Origin of the sequence: Neobacillus sp. FSL H8-0543, from assembly GCF_038592905.1 — a bacterium.
Taxonomy (GTDB): Bacteria; Bacillota; Bacilli; order Bacillales; family Cytobacillaceae; genus Neobacillus.
Map to the genome: position 1 here is coordinate 2,429,402 of NZ_CP151943.1, position 26,934 is coordinate 2,456,335.

Sequence of the window (26,934 nt, forward strand, 5' to 3'; positions counted from 1 at the left end):
TTTGCGCTCCAATCAAAATAGTTACTAATCAACCTAACAAGCCTATTTATTAATAAATTTTTGATATGCTTCTTCGTCTAATACTTTATCAATTTCTCCAATATACTCTGTAAACATATTTGGATGGCAGAATCCTTCTTTAAAGCGATATAATCCATCAGACGGATCCAGTTTAAATACGCCGCCAAAGTCATATCGGTCTTTTCCTAATTCTAAAGCCCAGTTGATCATTTCCCATTGTAATAAATGAGGGGCCATTAATGATCTTTTTTCATTACCGCTTGCCCCGTAGGCATACCAGGTTTTGTCACCATAACTTAGGGCGAGTGCCGCAGCGATAATATCGCCATCATGTTCTGCAAGATAAATACGAAGGTAATCTCCGTAGGCTTCACACATTCTTTCAAAATAGTCGTAAGGACGATAAGAAATTCCGTTACGAGTACTCATGACCACATATAGGTCGTGGAAGGTTTTTACATCCGCCAGGTCATTGCTGTATCTGGCTGTAACACCCTTACGCTGTGCAAGGCGAATATTGTAGCGCGTTTTTGAATGAAAGCTTGCCAGTAATTCATCAGCCGTTTTCTCTTTTAAATCTAATACCATATTTAATCGCGGCTGTGTCGTAAACTTTGACGATACGTTTCTGTTATATACCTTGTATCCTAAAGCGGTATATTGTTCATGTAATGCTTCATCATAAACTACTTCCGGATCAAAACGTAAGACAAAGGCATTGTGCTGTGTTACATGTTCTTCTGCTTCCGCCATTAACCGGTGGACTAACGCAGTATCACGAGGGTCACAGACAGGTCCTTTACAACAATAAGCTAATTTCTTATTATCGACTGCATTGACCATTAAAATAGACATAGCAGCAATAATTTGGCCTTTTTCCTCTAAATAAACATACATGGGTGTCCAATTATTTTTTACTTGGGACCATGCTGTATCTTGTGTTACTGTTGCGAACGGAGAAGTTCGAATAAATTCCTGATATCTGGATAAGTCTGCACTATTTGTTAAATCAACGATAGGCATTTTTTGACTCCTTTCTTTCGTTAAGATTTACTAACTATTTCCTACAACGACTGTACTTAATGCAATTTATAGATGTGTCCATTTGTAAGTAAATGATAAAGCAATATGTGCAATATAATATCATGAAATAACTGTTTCTACCAATCCCGCTCTGGCAGGATTGGCCTTTTATTATCAAATCTCTCTTCCTTTTCTTTCAAAAAAAGCCCATTCACCTCTACACAAAATTCATCATCTGCGTAGGGGTGAAAAGGCTCAGGCGGTAGCACTCTTTATATTTCGCGATAAATATTAATTTCTGTACTTTCCCTCATTTTTCTCAGTTCTGGAACCATTCTCTTGATATGTTCACTTTGATTATGCTGCTGTAGCGCCTCTTCATCCTCCCATTCTTCAATAGTGGTAAGGATGAATGGGTCATTGATATCTTGATGATAGGTGTACATGATGCATCCTTTTTCTTTTCTGGTTTCTTGGACAACCTCTTTAGCTAGACTCAAATATTTTTCGATATTAGCATCAGGTTTAAGTTTTCCTTTACATACCACTCTAATCATTTGTAATCTCCTGTATCTGTATTTTTATTTGGCTGTGTTAAACAAATCTGTTGATTTGCGCTCCAGGCACTGATCAATCCAGCTTATTTCGATAGGTTAAGAGTTGATTGCTTAATTTTTTCTTGCAATTTTTCGTAATAAAGATCAGCATCAACTGGGAATTCAACTGTTTGGTTCATCCAGGAAGATAAATAAATAGCATTCGCGATATCTACACTTTGTAAACCGTCTTCTCCAGGTGCTAGGAGAGGTGTCCTATGCAGGATGCCATTGACCCAATTTTGAATGAGCCCCAGGTGGCCTGGATTGCCACTATCGACAGGTATATCTATTCTTTGGTATTCGGGCATACCAAAGCCGCCTTTAAACGTTGCATTAAATTCTCGTTCTGATTGAGCCAGTTTAAAAAATGTTAGTGCATTATTTTCAACTACGAGTTTCCCGTAGTCACCGACAATTTCAAAGCGATTGGTTCCCGGAGCTTCCCCTGTTGAAGCGATAAACACGCCTGTCGCACCATTTTCATACTCAACATAGGCCGTCACATCATCTTCCACTTCAATATCATGATATTTGCCATAGTGACAGAATGCATGGACACGCTTCAGTCTAAGACCGGTTATCCATTGCCACAAGTCCAGTTGGTGTGGAGCCTGGTTTAATAAGACCCCTCCACCCTCACCCTTCCAGGTTGCTCTCCAGCTACTTAAATCATAATAACTTTGCGGCCGGTACCAATCTGTAATAATCCAATTTGTCCGCTTTATTTCCCCCAGTTCTCCCTTTTGAATCAGTTCGCGTAATTTTTGATATAACGGGTTTATCCGTTGATTTAACATAACGGCAAATACCTTGCCACTTTTTCTGGCCGACTCATTCATTTCAATGACATGCTTGCTATAGACCCCTGCCGGTTTTTCAACTAGAACATGAATACCTTTGGCGAATGCCTTTTTAGCTATTTCAGGATGACTGAAATGCGGTGTTGCAATAATCACAGCATCAATGCCTGATTCTTGAAGAAACACATCTTCATCTTGGTAACATTGTACATTGCCTTTCACTTGCATTTTAATATCCTCAAGCTGTTGAATTCGGCCGCAAACCGCCGTTAACACAGCTCCCTCTACCAGCCCTGTATCCAATTGCAGGGCATATGTTCTGCCCATATAACCTATTCCAATTACACCAACCTTTACGTTACCCATATTATTACCTCGCAATTCTTACTTTTTGATATCATTCCCAATAAAAAAATCCTCCTCTAAATCTAGAAGAGGGAGCGTTGTTATTTTCTGTTCTCGGCAATTTCATCCATGACCCAGTTCGTTCTCGCACCAGTCACCCCAATACTTGGGCACTGACTGCTGTCTTTTGTTAAGTCTGCCACAATCGTTTCTATCAAGGGTTGATGGACGTGGAGCGGCGCTTCAAAACTCCATTGCTCTCTTCCACTTGCCGTCGTCAAAACAATGGGCTCATTTCCAAAAGTTGAAAAGGTAATTTTCCCATTACTGCCAACGATTTCATTCACATCTACATCTTCAAAGGCAGTAAAACACCAACTGCCAACTCCATGGACTCCCGACTCAAATAGGTAGGTACCTGTAACGATATCTTCCGCACGATAATAACCTGCTTGATTGGATGCAAAACCTCGAACATCCTTAATTGGCCCAAACAAATAATCTAATAAATCAAGCGTGTGACTAGCTAAATCAAAAAACAGGCCACCTCCGGCTATCTCAGGATGAACTCTCCACGGGAGATTTTTTGAATCCAATACATCATCTGAAGCTTTTTGATACTGTGTTGTTGAAACAAAACGAACATCACCGACTGCTTTATTTTCTAATAACTCTTTTACTTTTAAAAATTGGGGCAGAGCCCTACGGTAGTAAGCAACATAAAGAGGTACGCCTGCAGCTTTGCATGCAGCAATCATTTCATTGCATTCCTCAAAATTGAGCGCCATTGGCTTTTCTACATAAACTGGTTTTCCTGCCTTTGCCACTTTAATGGTATATTCTTTATGTGAACTTGGTGGTGTCGCAATATAGACGGCATCGACATCTGGGTCGTTAATCAGTTCATCAGCATTATCGTACCATTTCGGTACATGATGTCTTTCCGCATAATCCTTTGCCAGTACAGCGGTCCTCCGCATGACAGCAACTAACTCTGAATTTTTAATTTTCTGGAATGCTGGTCCACTTTTCACTTCCGTCACATCACCGCATCCAATAATTCCCCAACGGACTTTTTCAAAATTCATGGCTTATTCTCCTTCTAGGTCAAGACCCTAATTTCCATACCTAACACCACGCAGGCATTTAAAGAAGCCTAGTCCAAACGGACTTGGCTTCTTTGTTATTAAAAATTTGTAAGGTGCTCCCAATTAAGTACAACAATAACATGGTGACCCATCGTGAGTCGAGAGGAAATGGAGGAGCTATCTTTCACAATTAGCCATCCTATCCTTAAACCCTAACCTCTTTCCCCTTTACAAGAGAGATATCCCTGCCCTTGTGGGTAATTGTCAGATCTTCCCCATCTAAAATCAGATAAGTAACTGCATCCTTTTCGATGTTTGCACGAAGGAATCTATTCTGGTACTGGAGTTGGAACTGGAGCGAAGTCCATTCTTCCGGAAGAGTGGGAGAAAGTGACAAACCGCTTTCCTTCAATCTCAAACCGGCAAACCCGAATACGATTGCCAACCACGTTCCGCCCATATTTGCCAGGTGAAGACCATCTTTTGTGTTTCCATGAGTATTATCTAAATCCAAGCGGGAAGTTTCATTAAAATAACGATAAGCCTTCTCTTTATAGCCTAGCCTCGATGCCATAATACTGAAGACACAATACGATAGAGAAGAATCATGAGTCGTTACTTTTTCGTAGTAATCATAAGAATTCTTAATGGTTTCAAGGTCCTGCTCATCTTCTAACAGAAAATGAGAAAGTACAGTATCGGCTTGCTTACTAACCTGATAACGGTACAGGGTTAATGGATGATAGTTCAGCAATAGCGGGAATTTCTCTTTAGGCGTATTTTCAAGATCCCAACGCGCCTTCGATAAAAAGCTGTCATCCTGTGCAGAAATCTTTTGTCCTTCATCATATGGAAGGTACATATTTTCCCCAGCAGCTTGCCATTCATCCACTTCTTCTTCAGTTACTCCAAGCCTTTCGACCAACTCTGTTAACACATCATTATTGGTTTCTTTTAATAAACGATGCATCTTTGCAGCCCAAAGCAAATTATGTTTGGCCATCGCATTTGTATAATAGTTATTGTTTACAATGCACGTATATTCGTCTGGACCCGTTACGTTATCAATTCTAAATTGACCGTTTAGCATATGACCCGTATCGACCCAGAGGCGAGCTGTTTCGAAAAGTACTTCGGCCATATAATCCTTTAGGAAATCTTCATCCTTTGTTACTAAATAATATTGAATATAACTATAGGCAATATCAGCACTAATATGATATTGGGCTGTGCCTGCAGGGAAGAATGCAGAGCTTTCCGGTCCTGTTATTGTTCGCCAAGGGAATAGAGCCCCCTTTTTATGTCCCATTTCCCTCGCACGAGCACGAGCGCTGTCTAAAATAGAGTATCGCTGCAATAATAGATTTTTAGCAATTTCCGGATGAGTCATTAAGAATACTGGTAACATATAAATTTCTGTATCCCAGAAATAATGGCCCTCATATCCTTCTCCTGATAACCCTTTCGCAGCTATGTTACTCACTCGTTCTTTACCTGCTGATTGCAAAAGTTGATAAATGCTGAAGCGGATGGATTGTTGAAGCTCCTCAGCCCCACCGATTTTTACATCAGATTTATTCCAGAATTGATCCAGGTAACCTTTCTGTTCAACTAAAAGATTAGCAAAAGACTTCTCCTTCGTGTGCTGATATACATCCACTGCCTTTTCAGCTACATCGTCCCCATGTCGGAGTGTGTCAGTGTAAATGTTGAACTTGGTAAATTGAATCGTTTGATTCCCTTCGAACAGATACACTTCAGAAGTACTGCTGTCTAAAGCTTTCCTGTCATATTGATAATTCTCCGCTATAACCTTAGAGAAACTTAAACAGGCAACCTCTAAATTTGTAGCAAACGTTTTATCCTTAACAATACTATATGCTTCTTCCTGACGAACTTCGGTTACATGCAGCCGTTTTGCGTGGCCAGAAGCAACACGTGGATCACTTTTATCAACAAAATTTGATACATCTCCATTTACATTTGAAACGATTCTTACATGATGAACAAGGGTAATCGGCTCAATCTTTATATCAATCGCGAATAATTCTTTCGTTGCAAAGGAAACGATTCTTTTAAAATAAAGATTAACCTCTTTTCCTTTTGGTGATTTCCAGTGAACAATTCGCTCAGAAAATCCTGCATCCATATGCAGATTGCGTTTGAAATGAATAATTTCGCCTTCAAATAAAGAAAAACGTTCATCATCAATATAAATTTCCACCGTTTGTCCATCAATAACATTTACGAGTTTTTGTTGCTTCTCAGGAAAGGCAAAAAGTTTTTCCCCGTAACTGATTTCAACCTCATCGTGGAAGGCATTAATGTATGTACCACGAATCGATTTAAATCCCTCCTTGTACCCTTCTTCAAAATTCCCACGGACTCCAAGATAGCCGTTACCTAAGGATAAAAGGCTTTCATTTATTAACAGATTATCATTATCAGTCTCGGACTTTGTTAATTTCCACGTCATGCCCTTCGCCTCGCTCACTATAGTAAATTATTCTAAATTAAATTGTTTTAATATTTCATCAAGGTCTAATAGAGTTGTATCGCTCACTATATAATCAGCAGCCGACAAGTGTACCTTGTCGCCAATCCCAACGGAAAACATGCCTGCCTGATTAATCGCTTCAATTCCAGCAGCTGCATCTTCTAGTCCAACACATTCTCCATAAGGAATGTTTAGATAATCAGCTGCGGTTGTAAAGGTTTCCGGGTCTGGCTTTCCTTTCGTTACCTTCGCTGCATCAACAATATAATCTATGTAATGGGTAAGACCAAGCAGTTCCAATACCCTTTGGGCATTCTTGCTAGCAGATCCAATCGCAATTTTAATATGATTCTCTTTCAATTTAGTAAAGAGTTCTTCAATACCAGGTAAAACATTTTCTGGTTTTATCGTCTTAATTAACTCCACATAATGGTCATTCTTTTGATAAGCAAGTTTCTCTTTTTCTTTCTGAGGCATATCTTTTAAAGAAGGGTTTAATGCCAGAATCCTTTCTAAGGAATCCATCCGGCTAATCCCTTTAAGCTGCTCATTAAACTGTCTATCAATGGTTATGCCGAGTTCCTCTGCAAGCTTTTTCCATGCCAAATAGTGAAATTCTGCCGTATCTGTGATAACCCCATCTAAATCAAATATGAAGGCTTTCGGAGTCTGTTTCATTGTCGTTTCCTTTCTTTCAAGAGATATTTCTTTATAAAAAAGGGCCTATTCTTGGCCCATTCATTCCATTAATCTAAGCCTCGTGCTTCCCCAACCGTCCCGCGTTCAACTAACTGATAGGGAACAAATACATGTCTTGTATCCTGCTTATTCTCCATCAGATTCTTCAATAGAAGAGCGGATTGTCTTCCAATTTCCACAAAATCCTGGTGAATGGTAGTAAGTTTTGGTTCCGTATAACTGCTGAAAACCAAATTATCAAATCCAGTAATTGAAACATCCTCAGGAATTCTTAAACCTGCTTCTTTTACTGCCCGCATCACGCCATATGCCATTAGGTCACTAAAGCAAAGAAACGCCGTCGGACATTTCTCTTGCAAATAATTTTTAGCTAAAGCATAGGCTTTATCCTCAGAGAAATCGGCATGAAGAATATCTTCCTTATGAATCTTCAGGTCATATTTTTTATATGCCTCCTTGACACCATTCATCCGGTCCATGTTTACATAGGTCTCTTCTGTTCCCGCCATTATTACAATTTTACGATGATTGCGTTCCAATAAATAACAAGCAACCTCTTTACTTGCCTTTGCATTATTAATTGAAACACTACCAATTAATTTATTTGAATCCTCTTTTAAAATGTCTATATAGACGACAGGAATATTCGTATTGATTAATTCTTTAAAATAAGGATCGTCTGTTCGAATTCCTTGTAAAACAGCGCCGCCAATGTTTCGTTCACTACAAAATTGAGCATAGCTTTTTTGCCGTTGTTTTAGTGAATCTATTAAATACACAGATAATTCATGGTCATTTTCTTCTACTGCCTGATAGACACCCTTGAAAATATCGAATGCATTGGTGTCCTTTTCATTTTGATTAAAAACTCCGGACGAGATTAATCCAATCGTTCTCTGTTTCTTTGATGATAGATTTTTAGCCACCAAATTAGGCGAGTATTCTAGTTCCTTCGCTATTTCAAAAATTCGTTGTCGAGTTTTCACACTAACATCCGGGTAATTATTGAATGCTTTTGAAACGACAGCAATCGAAACACCTGCTTTTTTGGCAACATCTTTTATTGTAGCCATTGAACAATCACCTCCAATTAACCAATCATAAATTCAGTTATTAATGCCAACTAGTCTTTACAAAAAACACTACATATTTTGTACTGCTGATTTCTTTTCTACTTTCAACGTAAATTTATAGAACGCATAGAAAGATAAAAACACACTGATTGTGCCTGAGAAAAAAGGTAACAAAAACCAAACCTTTGTACTTATATAGATGATTAAGATATTCAAAATTAGGATGATAAAGGACAATAACGGCCTTCCGAATGTAAGAAAAAATGAATTCTTAAACAAATCTCTCAAGCACATACGATAATGTGCAGTTAAGGAGAAGAAGTTCATGTTCATAACGAACAGAAGGAGTCCAATAATCATGAATATGATCGTTAAAAGGTCATTTTCTTTACTAAAAAAATACAGGTCCATTATCCAAATAAGCCAAATGATTCCCCACCCCGCACCTGATAGTAGTGCTGTCTTGTAGCTATCTTTAAAATAGGAAAAATAAGTCTTGATAAGTGACGTTTGATCTTTTTCCAATAACCAATCGCGAGTTACTCCAAACAAAGCTACCGTACTAGGAAAAAGAAGGATAGGGAATAATAGTAAAGCAGGCACCATATGCATAATCATTGCACTTCTTGAATCATTAAAAAGAGAACTTAGAACGATAATTGTTATAGGGAGATTTATTATAAACCATAAGATATTTACTATGGTGAAGCGCATAAACCATTCTGCTATCAGATGGATACCTCCCATTAATCCTGAAATATCCCGCATATTGCTTCCTCCTTCATAATGACTACCCTTTCACCTGGGGATTTTTTCGGAGCAAGCAGCGAAAATAAGCCCACGTACTATTTGACTGCACCGTCCCCAATTCCTTTAATAATATGCTTTTGAGCAAGGATAAAGAAAATAACAATTGGGATCATCGTTAGTAGTAAACCAGCCATTGCCATATTCCACTGAATGGTAAATTCGCCAAAGAAATAGAAGGTTGATAGAGGAATCGTTCTTAAGTCCTTATCCGTCAATGTTAATGAAGGTAATAGATAGTCATTCCAAATGCTAATGATATTAATGATTAAAACCGTAACCGTTATTGGTTTTAAAATCGGGAAAATAATTCTCCAAAAGACACCGAACTTAGATGCACCGTCTATCGTAGCTGCTTCTTCTAGCGAAACAGGGACAGATTTTATAAAACCATGATATAAGAAAACAGAAATACTTGAGTTGAAACCAACGTTCATAAAGATTAGCCCTTCACGGGTATTTAACATTGGGATGCCAAGCGTATCCATAATGTTCCCCATTAACTGCATCAAAGGCATCATGATGGTTTGAAACGGGATTAACATCGTTGCAATAAAGATCATAAAAATGACATTACTTAACTTATTGTTCGTTCTAACTAACATCCAAGCCGTCATGGAAGATAAAACAACTAGAAGGATGATTGAAATAATCGTTATATATAATGAGTTTCCAAGTGCATTAAGGAAGTTCATTTTTTCCATTGCACCAATGTAGTATTGAAATCCAAAATTTTCAGGCCAGGCAAGAACATTTTCATATAGTTCCTGGCGATTTTTAAATGAGTTCACAAAAATAATGTAGATTGGAGATAAGAAGAAAAGTGCAACTAATATAAGTAATACTTCTTTGAGAATTTTATTAGTTGTTCTCATCACATTTCCACCTCTCGCTTTTTCGTTAGGTACACTTGTGTCAACGCAATCACTGCAACAATTAAGAAAAAGACAATCGCTTTAGCCTGACCAAGTCCATAATTCGAATACCCAAAAATCTCATTATAAATATTCATTGCAAACATTTCTGTGGAATTAGCAGGGCCACCACCCGTTAATGATAGGTTCGTATCGTAAATTTTAAATGCTGAAGAAAGGGTTAAAAATAGACTGATTGTAAAGGATGGCATTAAGAGAGGGAAAATAATTTTTCTTAACTTTTGCCAATTATTTGCTCCATCAATCTTAGATGCTTCCAATAATTCACCAGGAATCGCTTGAATACCTGCTATGTAAATTATCATAATGTAACCGGCCATTTGCCAAGTAAATACAACAACTAAAGCATACAAGGAATAGTTAGGATCTAATAGCCAATTTAAAAAGATGCTGTCCAATCCTGTTATCTCCCCAATTAGGGTAAAAACATCAGAGAATACAAATTGCCAAATATAACCTAACATTAGACCACCAATTAAATAAGGCATAAATACCATCGTACGTGCTGTATTAGCTGTTCTGAGGTTGGATGTAACTAGAAGTGCAAATCCCAGTCCCACAATATTAACAGAAATAACTGCCAAGACGGTAAATTTAATCGTCAGCCATGCGGAATTTAGAAAGCGTTCATCATCAAATAATTTGGCAAAGTTCTCTAATCCAACAAAAACCATTGGGTTCGCTGCAATCCCATCCCAATCAAAAAAGGAATAGTAGATTCCGATTAGAAATGGAATGATCACGACAACCGAAAAGATTATCACAAGCGGAGCTGTAAATAATGCATACCAACCCCAATTCTTTCTTTTTGTCACTTTAACCACTTCTTTCTAGTAATTATCGTGGATAGTATTTACTAGACACGCCTAAATTCAGGCGTGTCCAGCCTTTTTTATTTTACAAAACTCTATTACTTCACTGCATTTTGCCAAGCAGCATCAAGTTTTTCGATTAATTCTTGACCAGTCATATCTTTACTTATGAAGAATTCCTGTGCAACTGGTGTGAAATCATTTGTAACTACGTTTGCTGGGTAATAGTTTTGAGCCCAAGGAATGGTATTACCGCTGTTTGATGCTTCAAATACAGCTTGTGATAGTGGATCAAGTTCACCTGGATCAATATTTGTCATAGCAGGAACGAATCCAAATTCTTCAACAATGTACTTTTTACCAAGATCACTGTTTAACATCCATTTTAAGAAGTCGTTCGCATTCTTAACTTCTTCTTTATCTTTTGTTCCGTTGATTGCCCAGTTATTACCTACACCAACTGATAATTTGTCATTTCCGTTAAGTGGGAATGGAAGCATACCAATTTCAAAACCTAAATCATAATCTTTAAGCATTCCATATGCCCAGTTACCTTGGTGAATCATAGCTGTTTTTCCAGATGCAAAATCACCAATTTCTTTATCGTAATTTACATCAAGTGGGTTTGCTGCATTAGCTTTAATCGCTTCAAAGAATTTCCCGAATTCTTGGAATTCCTTTGTATCTGCCATTGTTACCTTGCCTTCACTCAATTGGTCAATGAAGTCAAAATGATCTTTTTGTAATGCGAAGGGGTAGTTGCTAATATGTCCAATTAAGAAATAAGCTTCTTGTGAAAGGCCAAATGGATTAATGCCATCTGCTTTTAATTTTTCTAATGTACTTTTAAAAGATTGATAATCCTTTAAGTCTTCTGGTTTAACTAAATCCTTGTTGTATACCAAACCAAAACCTTCAACGCCATATGGAACACCTACAATTTTATCATCGTATTTTAATTCCATATTTGGAGCAATATTTTTTACATATTCTTCATTACTCATATCATAAACATAAGAATTTAATTTTTCTGCTTCTTTAACGTGTTGAAGGCTGAAAATAGATGGGCCTTGTTTACTGTTCAATTTAATTTGTAGCTGTTGGAGATAGTCATCTCCTGTAGTTCCCCATATTTCTACTTCAACGCCAGTTTCTTTTGTGTATTCTTTAGCAAGTTTTTCTAACTGTTCAGAAATCTCAACTTTACTTTGGAAAATGGTGATTTTTTTGTCCGAAGACTCCTTTGATCCTTCTTTACTTGATCCTTTTTCGCTGCTGCCGCCTGAACATGCTGTCAAAACAAGCATGAAAGCAATCATTAACATGCTGACTAATGCTCTTTTCTTGAATTTCATTTTATTGACCCTCCTATTGTTTTTTATATAGTAATAAAATGAAAGATTCATTTTATAACTACCAGATTTAGTGTTGGTCAATTTGCTTGACCAATAGGGATTTCTATAGAATTATCGCAATCATATAATTGCTCATTAACTCTGAACTCTATTCTTTCCTTGTTTTCCGCTTTGACAGAAAGTACATTATCAGTAACTGATAGTGTAATAGGCTGTCCTTGCCAATTAAGAGTAAACTTCAACCTATGCCAGTTCTTAGGGAGCCTTGGGTTAATGGTGAGTTTTCCATCAACAAGCCTTATTCCGGCAAACCCAAAAACAACTGATTTCCATATCCCGCCGATTGATGCCGCATGAACCCCATCATCAGACGTATTCATCATTGGTCCTAAATCAATTGCACTTAACTTTTGGAACAATGAATAGGCCAAGTCGTATTCACCAATATCATTAGCCAAAATGGCATGTGTAGCTAAACTTAAGCTAGAATCATGCAAGGTTCTAGGTTCATAGTAGTGAAAGTTGGCTCGTTTCACTGCTTCCGAGAAGCGTTTATGTTCAAATGTTTGTTCTAACAAATAAAGTAAGATTAAAATGTCCGCCTGTTTTGAAACTTGTATTTCGTTTATTTGGTCCGCATTATAATCTCGATAAATACTTCTAATCTTTGTCTGCTTTTTGTATTTTTCTAAATCAATTTCCTTCAGCTGAAGATACGTTTTGTCTTGCGGTATGACAAAATCTTCTTCCCGAGGATTTGGGAGATAAAGTTTATCAGCTCTTGACTGCCAGAGTTGATAAGATTCGTGAACGCCCAATTTATCATCTAGCTCTCCTAATAGCTTTGGATTTTCTCTTCTTAATTTTTCGTAGTATTTCATCGCCAACTTCATATTGAAGAAGGCCATATAATTGGTAAATGCATTATCATCCACATGTTCCTTATATTCATCAGGACCGACAACTTTATTGATATGATATTGCCCCGTCTCCTCGTTCCACTCTATCCGGGTTGCCCAGAATCTGGCTGTATCTAGGATCATTTCATACCCGTATTGGTCCATGAATTCTTCGTCACCCGTTACGTTATAGTACTGATAAACGGCAAAAGCTATATCAGATGTAATATGCTGCTCAATAAATCCGGACCAAATTTTCTGTTGTTTTCCAGTAACAATATCAACGTCCCCCCAGATTGGCGTAACCTCGCCATCTGTCGGCCAAGCAGCTTCCCAAGGATACATAGCGCCTTCATAGCCATTGTCTTTTGCCTTTTGACGTGCGCCTGATAATCCATGATATCGGTAGGTTAAGAGTGATTTTGCTACTTCCGGATTAGAATAAATAAAGAATGGTAGAATAAAAATTTCTGTATCCCAGAATGAGTGTCCTTTATAGCCCTCTCCACTTAACGCCTTTGCACCAATTCCCATCCGGTCGTCGTGTGCCGGTGTCATAATGGTTAAGTGGTATAGAGAAAAGCGTAATGAGAGCAAATCAAAGGGATTGTCACTCTCAATTTCGAAATTATAAGTCTTCCAAACTTTGTTCTCCCAAGAGTTTCTATGAGTTTGAAAAAGATTATCATAGCCTTGTTTAAAACTATTCTGCAAATCTAGCAACGAAATGTCTCGGAGGCGTTGAAGACTATAATTCTCCTTACACCATACTTTATCCCGGCTAGTATGAACCGTCGTTAATTTTTCCATTTTCAACGTATCGTTTGGCTGAAGTACCATTTGATAGGTCAGCCATACTTTGCGGCGACCCATGTTCATTTCGGGAGTTACTGCCGATTCATCATCGTTAATCGTAATCTTGTGTATTGTGTTCATAACGATGTCAATGTTCGATTCATTGGTTGTTTGAATTAGTTGAATATATTTCTTTTCAAAAATCCTTCTCTCTCCTTCAAGGAAATGCTGTGAACCAGAGTTGGATAGTTGCGCATTAATACCCGAATCGAAGGAGATTTCAACAGGATGTGTCAAGCTTTCAATTTCCATTTTCATTCCTACTAAATGCAAATTATCTAATGAAATAAATCGTTTAAAATGGAAACGCAATTCTTTTCCGCGAGGAGAGGTCCAGTTAAAAGATCTTGTTAATTCGGCAGTTTTTAAATTTAATTGTTTGATGTAACCCTTGGTTTTACCGAATTCTAAACTGAATCTTTCTCCATCTATCCGGATATCTATTCTGGTAAAGTCCGCCAAGTTTGGCAATTCTGTTACTTCATTTTTCTCAGCTTTATTAAAAGTCCCATTTACAAACAGATTTCTCGTTTCTTTTATGTATGGTTCTTCTGTAGCTGACCGTAATCCCATATACCCATTTCCCAAGTACATGATTGCTTCGCTTTTACCTAGTAAATCTGAAGAAAAATCTACATCTGCTATTATCCAATTCTTGTATTCTCCATTTCCTAATGAAAAATCCATCATATAATATTCCTCATTTCGAAAACGTTTTAGTTTGTTGCCAAAAAAATAATTGCTTCCCGAAGAATTATTTTTAAAATCCTCGAAAACGTTTTAGTTTTTTTAAAAGCGTTTACATTTTAAATTTAATACTCATAGAAGAAATTGTCAACAAAGTTACCTTATAAAATCTGTGACAAAAGACTTTTTGTTTTTATTTTCCAATAGAAAACGTTCTAAAGCTGTTATTACTCACTAATTGTTCACATTTACCATCTTCATGGTTAAGGTTAATAACTTCCTTTGGGATAGAGGGGTTATTCACCACTTGTTTACCTATGGTACAGATTATCTTGCAAAAGTGATTTCATTTTCAAACTAAATCAATATATTTTATATTAGATTTACTAACGTAAATACTAATATGATCTATGAAGGACAAAACTCTCCTTCCAAATCGGCAAAATGTCCTTCATCCCAGTTATGAAGGACAAAGCTCTTCTTTCAAACCTGCAAAATGTCTTTCATATAGTTCTTTGGATAAAGAAAATAAATTTAGTATAAAAAACCGCCTCTATTTATGGTAAGGTTCACCGCACCAATTATACCGGCGGTTTTTAGTACTGGAAAATAGTTAGTAACATTATTGGTTTAGAAAAAGCTAAAATTGCAGGTTATGGCTTAATTTAAAGAAATTTTTTAGTTCAAGAGGACCGTGAAACGCCATCTAAGTCCTAATTACTTAACCAGTCTATTTGTAATGTTTTCCATTTGATTTTGGATAATATTTAGAAATGTCTTCACAGATTTTGATGAATTATTCTTTGATACTACGTAGCCCAGAGGAATCTTTACTGGGCTATGATTTATCATGAAAGGTTTAGAGATGATCAATTTGTTCCACATAACTTGTCCATTTTTTAAAGCAGGATCTAGAATAAAGTTAATTGCTCTTCCTTCGGCAACTGTCTTTTCGATGATATCTGTGTTATTAGTAGCAAAAAGGATCTTATTAGGTGCATATTTATCGGAAAGCTCTTGAAAAAATTGTACTACATACTTGCTGTTATAAATAACTATGGGGTAATCTGACAAATCATATGGAGTAATGTATTCAAGGGAGGCTAATGGTGAATGTTCATTTACAAGGACATATACTTTTGAATCGAAAAGAACTTTAAATAACAAATCAACATGCTCTTTATGCATACTTTCATAAATATGAATTAAACCTGCATGGATTTTACCTTGTTTGATTCCTTCGATAATCTCCTCTGTGGAATCTTCTTCTATATCTACTTTAATATGACGTCGGCTTTCGTGAAAAGACTGAAAGGCATCAAGTAATAGTGTATTGCATAGCCCAAATATAGCTGATATTTTTAATTCCTTTTGTTTCTTTCGGGCCTTTTCCTCAAATTCCTGAAGCTTTAAAACGATTTCTTTGGCATGTTGAATCATTTCTTTTCCCTCAACCGTTGGTTCTGTACCTAATCGTGTACGCTTGAAAAAATAGATTCCAAGCTCATCTTCAAGTGAAGCAATTGCCCTGCTTATTCCAGATTGAGTAACATGGAGATTTTGCGCTGCTGTGGTAATCGATCTTGTTTTTTCAACTTCAACGATATATTTTAATTGCTCGATATTCACCTTATACCTCCATCCATGACCAAAACTCATGAAACCATGATTTATATTAATTTTACATGAGCCATTACTTTTTGTAAAATTATTTTTAGATTAGTCTAAAGATTCTGGATAAAACACGTATCTGGAGGATGTAGGCCACCCTATATTAATAATAATGAAGGAGGAGAAGCAATGAAATTCGGATTATTCTATGAGCATCAATTACCTAAACCATGGAAAGAGGGGGACGAGCATCAGCTTTTAAAAGATGCTCTAGATCAAATTGAACTGGCCGATCAACTGGGTTATGACTACGTATGGGAGGTTGAGCATCACTTTCTTGAAGAGTACAGCCATTCTTCCGCACCAGAAGTGTTTCTCGCAGCAGCTTCACAGCGCACGAAAAACATTCGTATTGGACACGGAATTGTCCAGCTTCCAATGGAATTCAACCATCCAGCTCGTGTAGCAGAGCGGATTGCAACATTGGATTTAATATCTGATGGCAGGGTTGAATTTGGAACAGGAGAAGGTTCAGCAGAAATTGAATTGGGAGGCTTTAATGTCGACCGTGCTGTCAAGCGCAGGGAATGGAGCGAAGCTCTCGATGCGATTACAAAAATGTTTGTTGAAACACCGTTTGCTGGTTATAATGGTGAATTTCTAAAAATGCCAGCACGTAACGTCCTTCCAAAGCCCATGCAAAAACCTCACCCGCCTTTATGGATGGCGTGCAGCCAGCATGAAACCATCACTTTGGCCGCATCAAAAGGAATTGGAGCGCTTTCCTTTGCCTTTATTGAGCCAGAGCAGGCTAAGGAATGGGTAGATGAATATTATAAGATTATTGCATCAGAACAATGTAATCCTGCCGGTTTTTCCGTCAATCCGAATGTCGCAATCGTTCTGCCGTTTAGTGTCCATGAAGATGAAAAAACAGCTGTTGAGCGGGGTGTCGAAGGGGCTAACTTTTTTGATTATTCATTAGGTCATTATTATGCCTTTGGTAAACATCGTCCTGGTTATTCGGATATTTGGGATGAATTTAACAAAAACCAACTACAGGCCACTTCTAGTGCTTCTGAGGAAACAGGTCATGAGACCATTTCTAGAAGAGGAGCAATCGGAACACCTGAGCAAGTGCGCGATATCCTCCGCCGATATGAGGAGGCCGGGGTTGACCAGGTGATTTTCATCAGTCAGGCAGGGAAAAACCAACATGAACATATTTGTGAGGCACTGAATTTATTTGCCAAGGAAGTAATGCCGGAATTTAAAGATCGTGATGAGCAGTATCAAGCACGTAAACAGCAAAAACTGGCCCTGGCAATGGAGCAAGCAATGGAACGCAAGAAACCAGCTCGTCACTCGGATGAGGATTATACAGTGGTCTCACCTCCACGCCTGCCAATTACGGAATCAGTTCATGCCAAAAATTAGAGAAGAATAAATTTCCAATATATTTTGCAAACGCTAATAAAAAGGAATGGATTCTAGGGAGGGGTATACCAGATGGCAAGTAAAGAGAGTTTGGCTGTTAGACAGGGGTTACTAGAATGGGGAGCGCAGCAGGCACAAAAACAGCCTTCCATTGAGGAAATGAGAAAAAGCCTAGAAGACTTGATGAGTAGTACACCACTTGCGTCGGATGTTTCTATAAATAGAATTCAAATAGGAGAAACTCCAGCTGAATGGGTCACAACACCAACCGCTACCCAGAACCGCGTATTTCTTTTCCTTCATGGAGGCGGTTACTTTTTAGGCAGTTGTAAAGCCTACCGGGATTTGGCGTCACGTCTTTCCGAAGCAACAAATAGTCGGGTGCTCACAGTTGAGTATCGATTGGCCCCTGAGCATCAATACCCTGCCGCCATCGAGGATGCGGTTTCTGCGTATCGCTGGCTTGTTTCTGATCAGGGGATTGATCCGTCCCAAATCATTATTGGAGGAGATTCCGCTGGTGGCGGGTTAACCTTGGCCACGTTATTATCTTTGAGAGATGCCGGTGACACACTTCCAGCCGCTGCTGTACTTCTTTCACCTTGGACTGATATGGAAGGAACGGGGAAATCAATGGAAACTAGGAAAGATGTAGATCCATGGCTAAACCCTGACCAGAGCAGAGCAACACCCCCTATGTATATAGGGAATTTGGATCGGCGCCATCCATTGGTTTCTCCTATCTATGCAGATTTACAGGGGCTGCCTCCAATGCTTGTTCATGTCGGTAATGATGAAATTTTACTGGACGATTCTGTTCGACTCGTAGAGAGAGCTGAAGTTGCAGGTGTGGATGTCACCTTCAAAATATTTGAAGACATGTGGCATGTGTTCCACGCATTTGCTGCAAGTGTCCCAGAAGCGCAAGAAGCGATCAATGAAATTGGAAACTATGTAACTAAAAAGCTCGAAGCTATTGAAATTACTTAAAAATTGCTTCCGACGAATTGAGGTTTCAAAAAACTATTCTAAGAAAGGCTGCTTCGGTAGCCTTTTTTGTAGAAAAGGGGGAATCTTTGTGATTAAAACCGCGGATAAAATAAATCTCTTTAAACAAATCATGGGTCACTACCCAACAGGCGTTACCATTGTTACTACTATGGATGAGAATGAAGAGCCTACCGGACTTACTGTAAATTCCTTTACCTCAGTGTCAATCGATCCATTGTTAGTATTGTGGTGCATCGATAAAAAATCATCTTCATATGAAACGTTTTTAAAAGCTGGTCGCTTTGCTGTCCATACCCTATCTTCAGATCAAACGGAGGCTTGCTGGGCATTTGCCGGAAAGAGTTCTGACCGTTTTGTGGAAGTAAACTGGTACACATCGGAAAATAAATTACCAATCATAAAGGATTCCCTTGGAACTTTAGAATGCCTTACGGTTCAACAAATAGATGCCGGTGATCATATCATTCTAGTAGGTGAAGTAATAGAGTTATCAAAAAATGACAAGGAACCGTTACTTTTTTACAACAAAAAGGCAGGGACCATACCAAAAGATTGGTAGTCAATAATGATGATTCGGAACCTTCTTAAAGAGGAGCTGCATGGATGAAAATATTGGGGATTTCAGGTACGTTGATAGGAAGGAAAACTCTAACAGTTATTGAGCAGGTGATAAATGAGATTAAAAGTTTTTCCCCTGAAGCGGACGTGGACATTCTAGATCTTAGAAAATTTAACATTCAATTTTGTGATGGACGCACAACCTCCGAATATACAGGAGATACGAAGGAAGTAATCGAACGAATTTCTTTAGCCGATGGCTATATTATAGGAACACCCATTTTTCAAGGTTCCTTCACTGGTGCATTAAAAAATTTATTAGATTTGGTTCCTCCTTCGGTATTTCAACACAAAGTTATGGGGTTCGTGGCTACTGGAGGAAATCCTCAGCATTACTTAGTGGTTGAAAATCAATTAAAACCAATAGCAGGATATTTTAAAGCCATTATAACTCCACATTTTATCTTTGCAAATAGCAGTCAATTTAATAAGCAAAATGAAATTGTGGATTCAGAATTGAACGCGGAAATAAAGGAATTTTCTCAACAAGTAATATTTATGATGAGTAAATTGTCAATGGAATCAAAGTAACAGAGAACACAACTTGCCTAGTTGGGGCCACGACTCGTGACCCCATTCTTATATTATAAACAGATGCATACTAGTTTTAAGATCAAAAGATTGACCGAAAGTTGATTTCTTTATTTTACCGATTTCCTCCTGCCCTTGTCTGAATAAACGTAAAACTGAAAACCTCGAAGAACTGATAGGTTTTCAGGATAATTAATGTAAACCGCCTCTATTTATGGTAAGGTTCTCCCCGATTGATCCGGAAGGCTCGATAAATCTGCTCAATTAAAATCAACTTCATAAGTTGATGGGGGAAGGTCATTTTTGAAAAAGAGAGTTGTTCGTTTGATCTTTTTAATACTTCCTCGCTTAAGCCTAATGACCCGCCAATAATGAAGGCAATTTTGCTTTTTCCGTAGGTAGCGAGTTTATCCATAGTATCGGCTAGTTCTTCAGAGGATTGCATTTTGCCATTGATTGCAAGCGCAATTACATATGTATCCTGACTAATTTTCGCCAGTATCCTTTCGCCTTCCTTTTGTTTTACCTGAACCATTTCTAATTCACTGAGTTCTTCCGGAGCTTTTTCATCTGCCACTTCAATAACTTCAACCTTAGCATAAGCCGTTAATCTTTTTAAATATTCGTCTATTCCCAGTTTTAAATATTTCTCTTTTAATTTGCCAACCGTGACAATGGAGATATTCACAATTCACAGCCCTCCTTTTTACGTTACAAACAGTTTACAAACAAGTTATCCACAGGACTTATCCACATGTCCACAATTTTTATCCACATATTGTATGAGATCATTCGTTCGCCACTATATACATAGCTATGTTTTGACAATATTCACAGGTTGTTGATAAGTTATCCACATCTACTTTGGTTAATACTGGAAAGGTTTCAAACTCATCTACAACTATATCTAAGGCAAGTTCAACATGTTCTTCACAACAATAAATCATTGTTAATACACCTCATTATTTTTTACTAAATGATATTTTTATTATTTACATCAAATTAACGGTCATACAATGTATCTTTACCATGATAACATAAGAAAAAAGGTGAGCAGCTCACCTTTTTTTTCTTATTGTGAATTGTCATTCGCTAATGTAAGGGTTGTTTCCATTAGCTTTCCTTCACGATAATATTTAATTTTCATTTGTTCACCGATTTTTTTCTCTTGATAGAGATGCTTCCTGAGATCAATTACATCATTAATCTCTACTCCGTCCATTTCAACAATGACATCAAGCTCTGTTAGTCCAGCCTTTGCAGCCGGAGAATTTGCTACCACTTGGCGAAGTGCGACTCCATATGTTACATTCCTTGGAAGTTTTAGCGCCTCCTCTTGATAGTAGCCAGGAATCTCAGCAACAGATTTTAAATCCACGCCCATATACGGCCTCTTCACTACTCCAAATTGCTCAAGATCACTAATAATCGGTTTTGCATAATTAATTGGAATCGATAAACCAATCCCTTCAACTGCATTCTGAGCTATTTTCATTGAATTAATCCCAATGACTTGTCCTGCAATATTAATTAAAGCCCCACCACTGTTACCAGGGTTAATGGCAGCATCCGTTTGGAGCACCTCTGCCTGCCAATCCATTATCCCATCCTGATTAATATCAACTGGTATCGTTCGATTAATCCCTGAAATAATTCCTTGGGTTACAGAACCCGAAAAGGTTGTTCCAAGCGGATTCCCAATCGCCATTACAGGCTCTCCCATCTTTAGCACATCAGAATTTCCAAACTCAGCGATTTTTTTAACATGTTCTGTATCAATTTCAAGGACTGCTAAATCTGTCCATATATCTCCGCCAAGCAGTTCAGCAGGAATCTTCGTTCCGTCCGTTAGTGTGACTTCCAAGTGTGTTGCGCCCTCCACTACATGCTGATTTGTTACGACATAGGCTTTATTACCGGCCTTTTTATATATGACACCTGAGCCAGTTCCTGCTGCTTCCTGTGAACCACTGCCGTTATCTGACCAAAAGTTAGAGGTTTGTATATTATTAATTCCTACTACCGCTTCCGCAGCCTTGTCGATCGCCTTTGTAGTATCCGTATTAACATCATAAGATACCTGTTGTTGCAGAGGAGCACCTTGATCGGTGCTATTTCCCCCTGTTGGCTGGTTCAGATTTGGCTGAACACTGTATGGAAGTAATCCTTGGTTGGATAATGTCGGTATTGAAAAGACAACTAACAAAGCTCCAATAATTGCACCTGCAATACTAGCAAAGAAGAATCCGCTTTTACGGCCCCTTTTTTCTGAAAAACGTTCCTGTGAGTGATCATCATAGTAACCCATTTTTTCACCATACCCCCCTTTTAAAAAGATGCTATTATATATTTTGGCTTATCTTTATAATTATACTCCTTCAGATGAAAATTTATAAAGATTACATATAGGTTTGAAGCAGCCAAAGGGGATTATTCTTATTTTAGTCATCTTTAAAAAAAGCAAAGGCCCATTTCTGGGTTCTTTGCTTTTCTGGTTATACTGCAGTTAAAATGGTTGGTGTTTTAGGGTCTGTATCATAGACCTCAAATTGTTCGCCTACGATTACTCCCTGGCTCTGCAGTGTTTGAGAGACTGACATTCTCGCTAATTCCTTCATATTATTATCAAGACTTAAATGTGCCAGATAAATCCTTTTCGTCTTGTCACCTATGACTTCACTCATCGCAATTGCAGCATCTTCATTGGATACGTGGCCAACATCACTAAGAATTCTTCTCTTAATGCTCCATGGATATCTTCCCATTCTTAGCATCTGCACATCATGATTTGACTCAAAAATGTAGGTATCTGCATTAGAGATAATTCCCTTCATACGATCACTAACATAACCTGTATCAGTAATAAGAACGAGTTTTTTACCAGAGTGATGGAAAACATAAAACATTGGTTCAGCTGCATCGTGTGATACGCCAAAGCTTTCAATATCCGTACATCCAAAGCTTTTGACAGCTTCCGTGTTGAAAATCATCTTTTGCTCTGTTGGAATTTCACCAACAGATCTTTCCATGGCTCGCCAGGTATTTTCATTTGCATATATCGGCAGCTTATATTTTCTTGCTAATACGCCAATTCCTTTAATATGATCACTGTGTTCGTGGGTAACAAATATCCCTGTTAATTTACTTATATCACGGTCAATTTGTCCAAATAATGCCTCCATTTGTTTCCCACTAAATCCCGCATCTACTAGAAAGGAGTGTTCATCTGACTCTACATACAATGCATTCCCCGTACTCCCGCTAGCTAAGATGCTATATCTTAATGACATTCTCCTTCACTCCAAATCCCTATTTTCATCGCTGTTAAATTGAATAATATGTCCCTCAAAGGCATTAACAAAAAGACTTTCCCCGTTATCAACAACAAAACGCCAAGTAGGTGCTAATACTTGTGATGCGGCTAATTGAATTAAGGTTGAATATCCCAGTTCTATTTTTGTTATCTTACTTTTTGGCTTTAGTACTCCTTTTTGATGTAAAGTTTCAATTGCCTGTAACGGAGTGAGGATTTCTTCCTTTTCCTTCAGTTCGTCTATTTCCTCCAAATAGGATTGGTCGTATGAAACGATTTGGTTTTCACTATTATAATTGAAGGTGAGCTTCCCGCTAATATTTTCATATAGAGGCATACCTTTATACTTCTGGAAATAAATGATTACCTTTTTTTCATCATCTTTCTTCCAAAATTGATACTCCTCGCCAAATAAAACACTATCATTAATAAAAGAGGTAAGCTCACTAGGTTCAAACTTTACGTTCAATTGAATCGGCTTTTCCAGGATCACTTGAAGTGTTGTGCTAGGATTCTTTACCTGCCGCTTTTCTCCTTCTAAATTCTCTGTATCAGCATTCGCAAACATCTTCGGCTTTGCACTAAGATACTGATCTTTAATTGGAGCTTTTGGCAGTTCGACATCAATTTGAATTTCATCTAACTTCAGCTTATCTTCAATCGAGGCTTTCATAATAAACTCATATTTATTGGCATCGCGAATTTCCATGAATTGATATAAAAGATAGACATCTAAAATTAAAAACGTTAAGATAAAAATCGTCTTAATTTTACTCCAATCCATGCATTAATCCCCCCAGATCATCCATCGAGATTTGCCCCCATCTTTGGTCATAAAGATAAAACCATGCAGGCTCTAAGAGGATAAGCTTATTCTCATCTGTACCTCTCTCCATTCGATAGCCTAATACAACTTGCCTTAGTAAATCTTTTCTAAAGCTCTTTTTTGATTCCAAGTAATTAAAAACTTCCCTGCCTGATGGCACAGTAACTTTTTTCGTCTCCGTTGTTAACGGGAGCTCTAAAGAGATATTTGGTCTTATATATTTAATAATTTCATCTTGGCCCCATACTTCCTTTATTTCAGTCAGCCCTTTATCATTAAAGACCGGGAACCCATCGGAACTGTATAGCTGAAAAGTAACAGAGTGATTTATTTCATCATTTGAAACATAGCGATAAGGATCTGTCCATCCTCCATGTTCATTTATATAGTCAATACTCCGCTTTAATAAATCGTTAGAGTTTACAGTATACTTTTCCTCTGCTGTGGGGTTAACGTAAACCAGCATATTACTATCATCATTAACAGTCATTTTACTCGAGACATCTGTGAACTCTTCTCCATGAGGGATCGGGCTTTTTTGTACAAAGCTGGGATTACTGAACAGTGCATCTTTGAATGCCTCTGAGTTAAGAACGAATGGTAAATACTTATATTCCATCATTTCCATTTCACCCTCAGGGATAAAAACAGTTCGCTTTTCTGTTGCTTCAACAGCGAAATAGGCAGGATATTTCTCAGCATTCATAAAGAAATTCTTATTAAATTCAATTATTATTGATGGAGTTACATGGCTCATATAAACTTGCTTCTTATCTGCTGAAACAAAGTATACTGTTCCACTGTCCTCTTTTAGGCCTTCTACTTTAATAATAATGCGGTCAAAATTAAAGGAGGGAATATTTTTGTCCTCGAATTTTAGGATATTTCGGTAAAGATCAATGGGTACCTCCCCGGGAAAGACAATTTCTACATTTCCATTTCCATGCATTAAACTCTTTAAATCCTGAAAATCGTTTGAGTAATTTTTAACATCATAAAATGACCATCTGCTGATCTCCTTGATTAGAAGGTCAAGGTCCGTTGCATTCGTTGTCCCATAATGTTTATTTTCCAAATGGAATAATGCTAAGTCAGGACGGATGATTTCGTCTAATTCCTGTTTCTCACTTAAGGTAACTTCTGCAACATAATTTCTGCTATCCAGTGTGTTATAGTTAGGCTGGTAGGTCCAAAGATTCCAGGTTAACACCAAGCTAAATAGAACAAGGACGATTAATATCAGTGATTTACTAGTTTCATATTTCATGACCATTCATCCTCTTCTGTTTTCTCGTAGGGGAGAGAAAAAGAAATAACCGTTCCGTTTCCTTCTTCACTTATAGCCCATATAGATCCCCCATGAGCATTCACCATCTCTTTAGCTATCGCCAAACCCAGTCCTGTTCCGCCTAATTTTCTGGTCCTTGCTCTATCTACCCGATAAAACCGATCAAAAATCTTTCCGATATTCTCCTTCGGAATTCCCACACCTTCATCCGAAATACTTGCTATTATCTTTTCAGGTTGCTCAATTATGGAGAAAGTAACTTTGCCCCCTTCAGGCGAATACTTTAAGGCATTTGAAATGATATTGTAGAGCACCTGTGTCATTTTATCCTCATCTATTTCTACGAATATCGCCTCTGAAGGCAGTGCACGATGAAAGGTGACATTTTTCTCTTTTGCCATCTCAAACCGATCGATGATCCTATGAAAGAAGTCAACAAAATTTACCCATTCCTTTGTTAATAGGTAATCGGTACTATCCATTTTTGATAGTTGTAGGAGATCGTTAACTAGACGAATCATTCGCTCCGTCTCCGTCCTCGTTACTTCTAAGAAGTTAGGAGCAATTTCCTCGTTCCTCCATGCACCCTCTGCTAATGCCTCTAAATAACTTCTCATTGTAGTTAGCGGTGTTCTTAACTCATGCGATACATTCGCAACGAACTCTCGTCTTTCCATATCAAGTTTCTCTTGATCAGTAATGTCATGGAGAACAGCAATTAATCCATTTACAAAGCCTGTTTCTTTTTGAATGACAGAGAAGTTAGCACGAAGGATATATCGTTCTTTTTTCGTACTATAATCTAAAATAAGTGAATCCTGTTCTTCAAGCAAATCTTCAAAAGTATTTGTATCTGTTAAGCCTAGCAGCGATACGATTGGCTGTGACAAAACTGTTTCACGTGAAACATCCAGCATCTGTGCAGCAGGTTCATTAATAAGAATAATCCGCCCTTTACGATCAGTAGCAATTACGCCATCCGTCATATAAGATAGGACAGATAAGAGTTTTCTTCTTTCTCCCTCCGTCATCGCTTGAGCTTCTTGAAGTTTTTTCGATAAGTTGTTGAACGTAAACGCTAGGGTTCCTATTTCATCATTTCCATAAACCCTTACTTTTCGAGAAAAGTTCCCCTTTGCCATCGCTAGGGCTTGTTTTTTCATATCCGTAATCGGCCTGGTAATTGTCTGGGCTAGAAGAATTCCTAATATCGCAGTAATAGATAAAGCAATCGCCGTACCTGTTGAAAAAATATTATTAATTTCCTTCATTTGGGTAAAAACATTTTCAATTTTTGCGTCTAAATAAATCGCCCCAATTACTTTACCGCCTGATTTTATAGGAGTAGAAAGAACCCAAATTCGATTGTTACTTGGGCGATCAATGAAAATACTGCTTTGATCCTCTTCTAAGACCAGTGATTGTGTGACCAAAAGTTCTGTTGTCCTTTGTCCGACGACCCACTGATTACTCGGATGTGAGGATCCAATGATTTTACGCGACCTTCCATCAATTACACGGATTTCAGAAATATCAACGGATTCAAAGTCTTGAAGAATTAGTTTGATTTCCTCTTCCAGTGTTGAATCCTCCGGAGTCCTAGTTTTTTCCATTTCTTCAACAATATTATAGGCAAGCAAATCAATGCGTTCCTTTAGAGATGTTTGAAAGTTTGTCCTTAACGTTTCTTCTAGTTGTCGAACAAAATAGACACCAATAATTTGCATCGCAACTAGGATTAGCAAGACATAAATGATAACAAATTTTACATGTATCGAGCGAAAAAAACTAACCCTTTTCATGG

The 26,934-nt window shown here is 37.8% G+C and carries 24 protein-coding genes; 4 read left to right on the top strand and 20 right to left on the bottom strand.

Translation table 11 applies throughout. The annotated features are described in order from the left end of the window. Positions 1 to 42: 42 nt before the first annotated feature. The 13 genes from NSS81_RS11915 to NSS81_RS11975 all read right to left on the bottom strand — a co-directional run bounded on the left by NSS81_RS11915 (position 43) and on the right by NSS81_RS11975 (position 16,124). Positions 43 to 1,044: a peptidoglycan bridge formation glycyltransferase FemA/FemB family protein gene (locus NSS81_RS11915; protein WP_342433708.1), complete on the bottom strand. Its 1,002-nt coding sequence runs from the start codon at positions 1,042 to 1,044 to the stop codon at positions 43 to 45. Between the two features lie 272 nt (positions 1,045 to 1,316). After that, on the bottom strand, positions 1,317 to 1,601 hold the full coding sequence (locus NSS81_RS11920) for a putative quinol monooxygenase (protein ID WP_342433709.1): 285 nt from the start codon (positions 1,599 to 1,601) through the stop codon (positions 1,317 to 1,319). Between the two features lie 83 nt (positions 1,602 to 1,684). Continuing rightward, positions 1,685 to 2,809, bottom strand: a complete 1,125-nt coding sequence (locus NSS81_RS11925; RefSeq protein ID WP_342433710.1) for a Gfo/Idh/MocA family oxidoreductase — start codon at positions 2,807 to 2,809, stop codon at positions 1,685 to 1,687. 80 nt (positions 2,810 to 2,889) lie between these two features. Beyond that, positions 2,890 to 3,876, bottom strand: a complete 987-nt coding sequence (locus NSS81_RS11930; RefSeq protein ID WP_342433711.1) for a Gfo/Idh/MocA family oxidoreductase — start codon at positions 3,874 to 3,876, stop codon at positions 2,890 to 2,892. 205 nt (positions 3,877 to 4,081) lie between these two features. Continuing rightward, a complete protein-coding gene (locus tag NSS81_RS11935; RefSeq protein ID WP_342433712.1) occupies positions 4,082 to 6,352 on the bottom strand; it encodes a glycosyl hydrolase family 65 protein in 2,271 nt (756 codons plus the stop codon). 27 nt (positions 6,353 to 6,379) lie between these two features. Continuing rightward, entirely contained in the window at positions 6,380 to 7,051 is a 672-nt protein-coding gene (gene pgmB / locus NSS81_RS11940) for a beta-phosphoglucomutase (protein ID WP_342433713.1), read from the bottom strand. 68 nt (positions 7,052 to 7,119) lie between these two features. Then, positions 7,120 to 8,145, bottom strand: coding sequence for a LacI family DNA-binding transcriptional regulator (locus NSS81_RS11945; RefSeq protein WP_342433714.1), 1,026 nt, complete (start codon positions 8,143 to 8,145; stop codon positions 7,120 to 7,122). Positions 8,146 to 8,214: 69 nt separating this feature from the next. After that, on the bottom strand, positions 8,215 to 8,913 hold the full coding sequence (locus tag NSS81_RS11950; protein WP_342433715.1) for a DUF624 domain-containing protein: 699 nt from the start codon (positions 8,911 to 8,913) through the stop codon (positions 8,215 to 8,217). Between the two features lie 77 nt (positions 8,914 to 8,990). Next, positions 8,991 to 9,827, bottom strand: coding sequence for a carbohydrate ABC transporter permease (locus NSS81_RS11955; RefSeq protein ID WP_342433716.1), 837 nt, complete (start codon positions 9,825 to 9,827; stop codon positions 8,991 to 8,993). Next, entirely contained in the window at positions 9,827 to 10,702 is an 876-nt protein-coding gene (locus tag NSS81_RS11960; protein ID WP_342433717.1) for a sugar ABC transporter permease, read from the bottom strand. Before NSS81_RS11960 ends, NSS81_RS11955 begins: the two co-directional genes overlap by 1 nt. A gap of 95 nt (positions 10,703 to 10,797) precedes the next feature. Next, a complete protein-coding gene (locus tag NSS81_RS11965) occupies positions 10,798 to 12,054 on the bottom strand; it encodes an extracellular solute-binding protein (RefSeq protein WP_342433718.1) in 1,257 nt (418 codons plus the stop codon). 77 nt (positions 12,055 to 12,131) lie between these two features. Beyond that, positions 12,132 to 14,498, bottom strand: coding sequence for a glycosyl hydrolase family 65 protein (locus NSS81_RS11970; RefSeq protein ID WP_342433719.1), 2,367 nt, complete (start codon positions 14,496 to 14,498; stop codon positions 12,132 to 12,134). 714 nt (positions 14,499 to 15,212) lie between these two features. Next, on the bottom strand, positions 15,213 to 16,124 hold the full coding sequence (locus NSS81_RS11975; protein WP_342433720.1) for a LysR family transcriptional regulator: 912 nt from the start codon (positions 16,122 to 16,124) through the stop codon (positions 15,213 to 15,215). 171 nt (positions 16,125 to 16,295) lie between these two features. On the opposite strand from NSS81_RS11975, the gene NSS81_RS11980 reads away from it, so the two are divergent. From NSS81_RS11980 to NSS81_RS11995, 4 genes are all read left to right on the top strand, one after another. Further along, positions 16,296 to 17,543 carry an LLM class flavin-dependent oxidoreductase gene (locus tag NSS81_RS11980; protein WP_342433721.1) on the top strand — a complete coding sequence of 416 codons (1,248 nt, stop codon included), beginning with the start codon at positions 16,296 to 16,298 and terminating at the stop codon, positions 17,541 to 17,543. A 72-nt stretch (positions 17,544 to 17,615) separates the two neighbouring features. Continuing rightward, positions 17,616 to 18,533 carry an alpha/beta hydrolase gene (locus tag NSS81_RS11985; RefSeq protein WP_342433722.1) on the top strand — a complete coding sequence of 306 codons (918 nt, stop codon included), beginning with the start codon at positions 17,616 to 17,618 and terminating at the stop codon, positions 18,531 to 18,533. 88 nt (positions 18,534 to 18,621) lie between these two features. Further along, positions 18,622 to 19,113: a flavin reductase family protein gene (locus NSS81_RS11990; RefSeq protein WP_342433723.1), complete on the top strand. Its 492-nt coding sequence runs from the start codon at positions 18,622 to 18,624 to the stop codon at positions 19,111 to 19,113. Between the two features lie 44 nt (positions 19,114 to 19,157). Further along, positions 19,158 to 19,703, top strand: a complete 546-nt coding sequence (locus NSS81_RS11995; protein WP_342433724.1) for an NAD(P)H-dependent oxidoreductase — start codon at positions 19,158 to 19,160, stop codon at positions 19,701 to 19,703. Positions 19,704 to 19,911: 208 nt separating this feature from the next. Here the strand turns inward: NSS81_RS11995 and rlmH are convergent, their stop codons facing one another. From rlmH to walK, 7 genes are all read right to left on the bottom strand, one after another. Next, on the bottom strand, positions 19,912 to 20,391 hold the full coding sequence (rlmH, locus tag NSS81_RS12000; RefSeq protein ID WP_342433725.1) for a 23S rRNA (pseudouridine(1915)-N(3))-methyltransferase RlmH: 480 nt from the start codon (positions 20,389 to 20,391) through the stop codon (positions 19,912 to 19,914). A gap of 100 nt (positions 20,392 to 20,491) precedes the next feature. Continuing rightward, the gene (locus NSS81_RS12005; RefSeq protein ID WP_342433726.1) at positions 20,492 to 20,650 is read right to left on the bottom strand and encodes a CxxH/CxxC protein; all 159 of its coding nucleotides are present in this window, start codon (positions 20,648 to 20,650) and stop codon (positions 20,492 to 20,494) included. A 125-nt stretch (positions 20,651 to 20,775) separates the two neighbouring features. Beyond that, positions 20,776 to 22,011, bottom strand: a complete 1,236-nt coding sequence (locus NSS81_RS12010) for a trypsin-like peptidase domain-containing protein (protein WP_342433727.1) — start codon at positions 22,009 to 22,011, stop codon at positions 20,776 to 20,778. 187 nt (positions 22,012 to 22,198) lie between these two features. Beyond that, positions 22,199 to 22,993: an MBL fold metallo-hydrolase gene (locus tag NSS81_RS12015; protein WP_342433728.1), complete on the bottom strand. Its 795-nt coding sequence runs from the start codon at positions 22,991 to 22,993 to the stop codon at positions 22,199 to 22,201. A gap of 6 nt (positions 22,994 to 22,999) precedes the next feature. Next, positions 23,000 to 23,800: a two-component system regulatory protein YycI gene (gene yycI, locus NSS81_RS12020; protein WP_342433729.1), complete on the bottom strand. Its 801-nt coding sequence runs from the start codon at positions 23,798 to 23,800 to the stop codon at positions 23,000 to 23,002. Beyond that, on the bottom strand, positions 23,787 to 25,109 hold the full coding sequence (yycH, locus tag NSS81_RS12025; protein WP_342433730.1) for a two-component system activity regulator YycH: 1,323 nt from the start codon (positions 25,107 to 25,109) through the stop codon (positions 23,787 to 23,789). The genes yycI and yycH overlap by 14 nt, the downstream gene beginning before the upstream one ends. Next, positions 25,106 to 26,932, bottom strand: coding sequence for a cell wall metabolism sensor histidine kinase WalK (gene walK / locus NSS81_RS12030; protein WP_342433731.1), 1,827 nt, complete (start codon positions 26,930 to 26,932; stop codon positions 25,106 to 25,108). The genes yycH and walK overlap by 4 nt, the downstream gene beginning before the upstream one ends. Between the last annotated feature and the right edge of the window lie 2 nt (positions 26,933 to 26,934).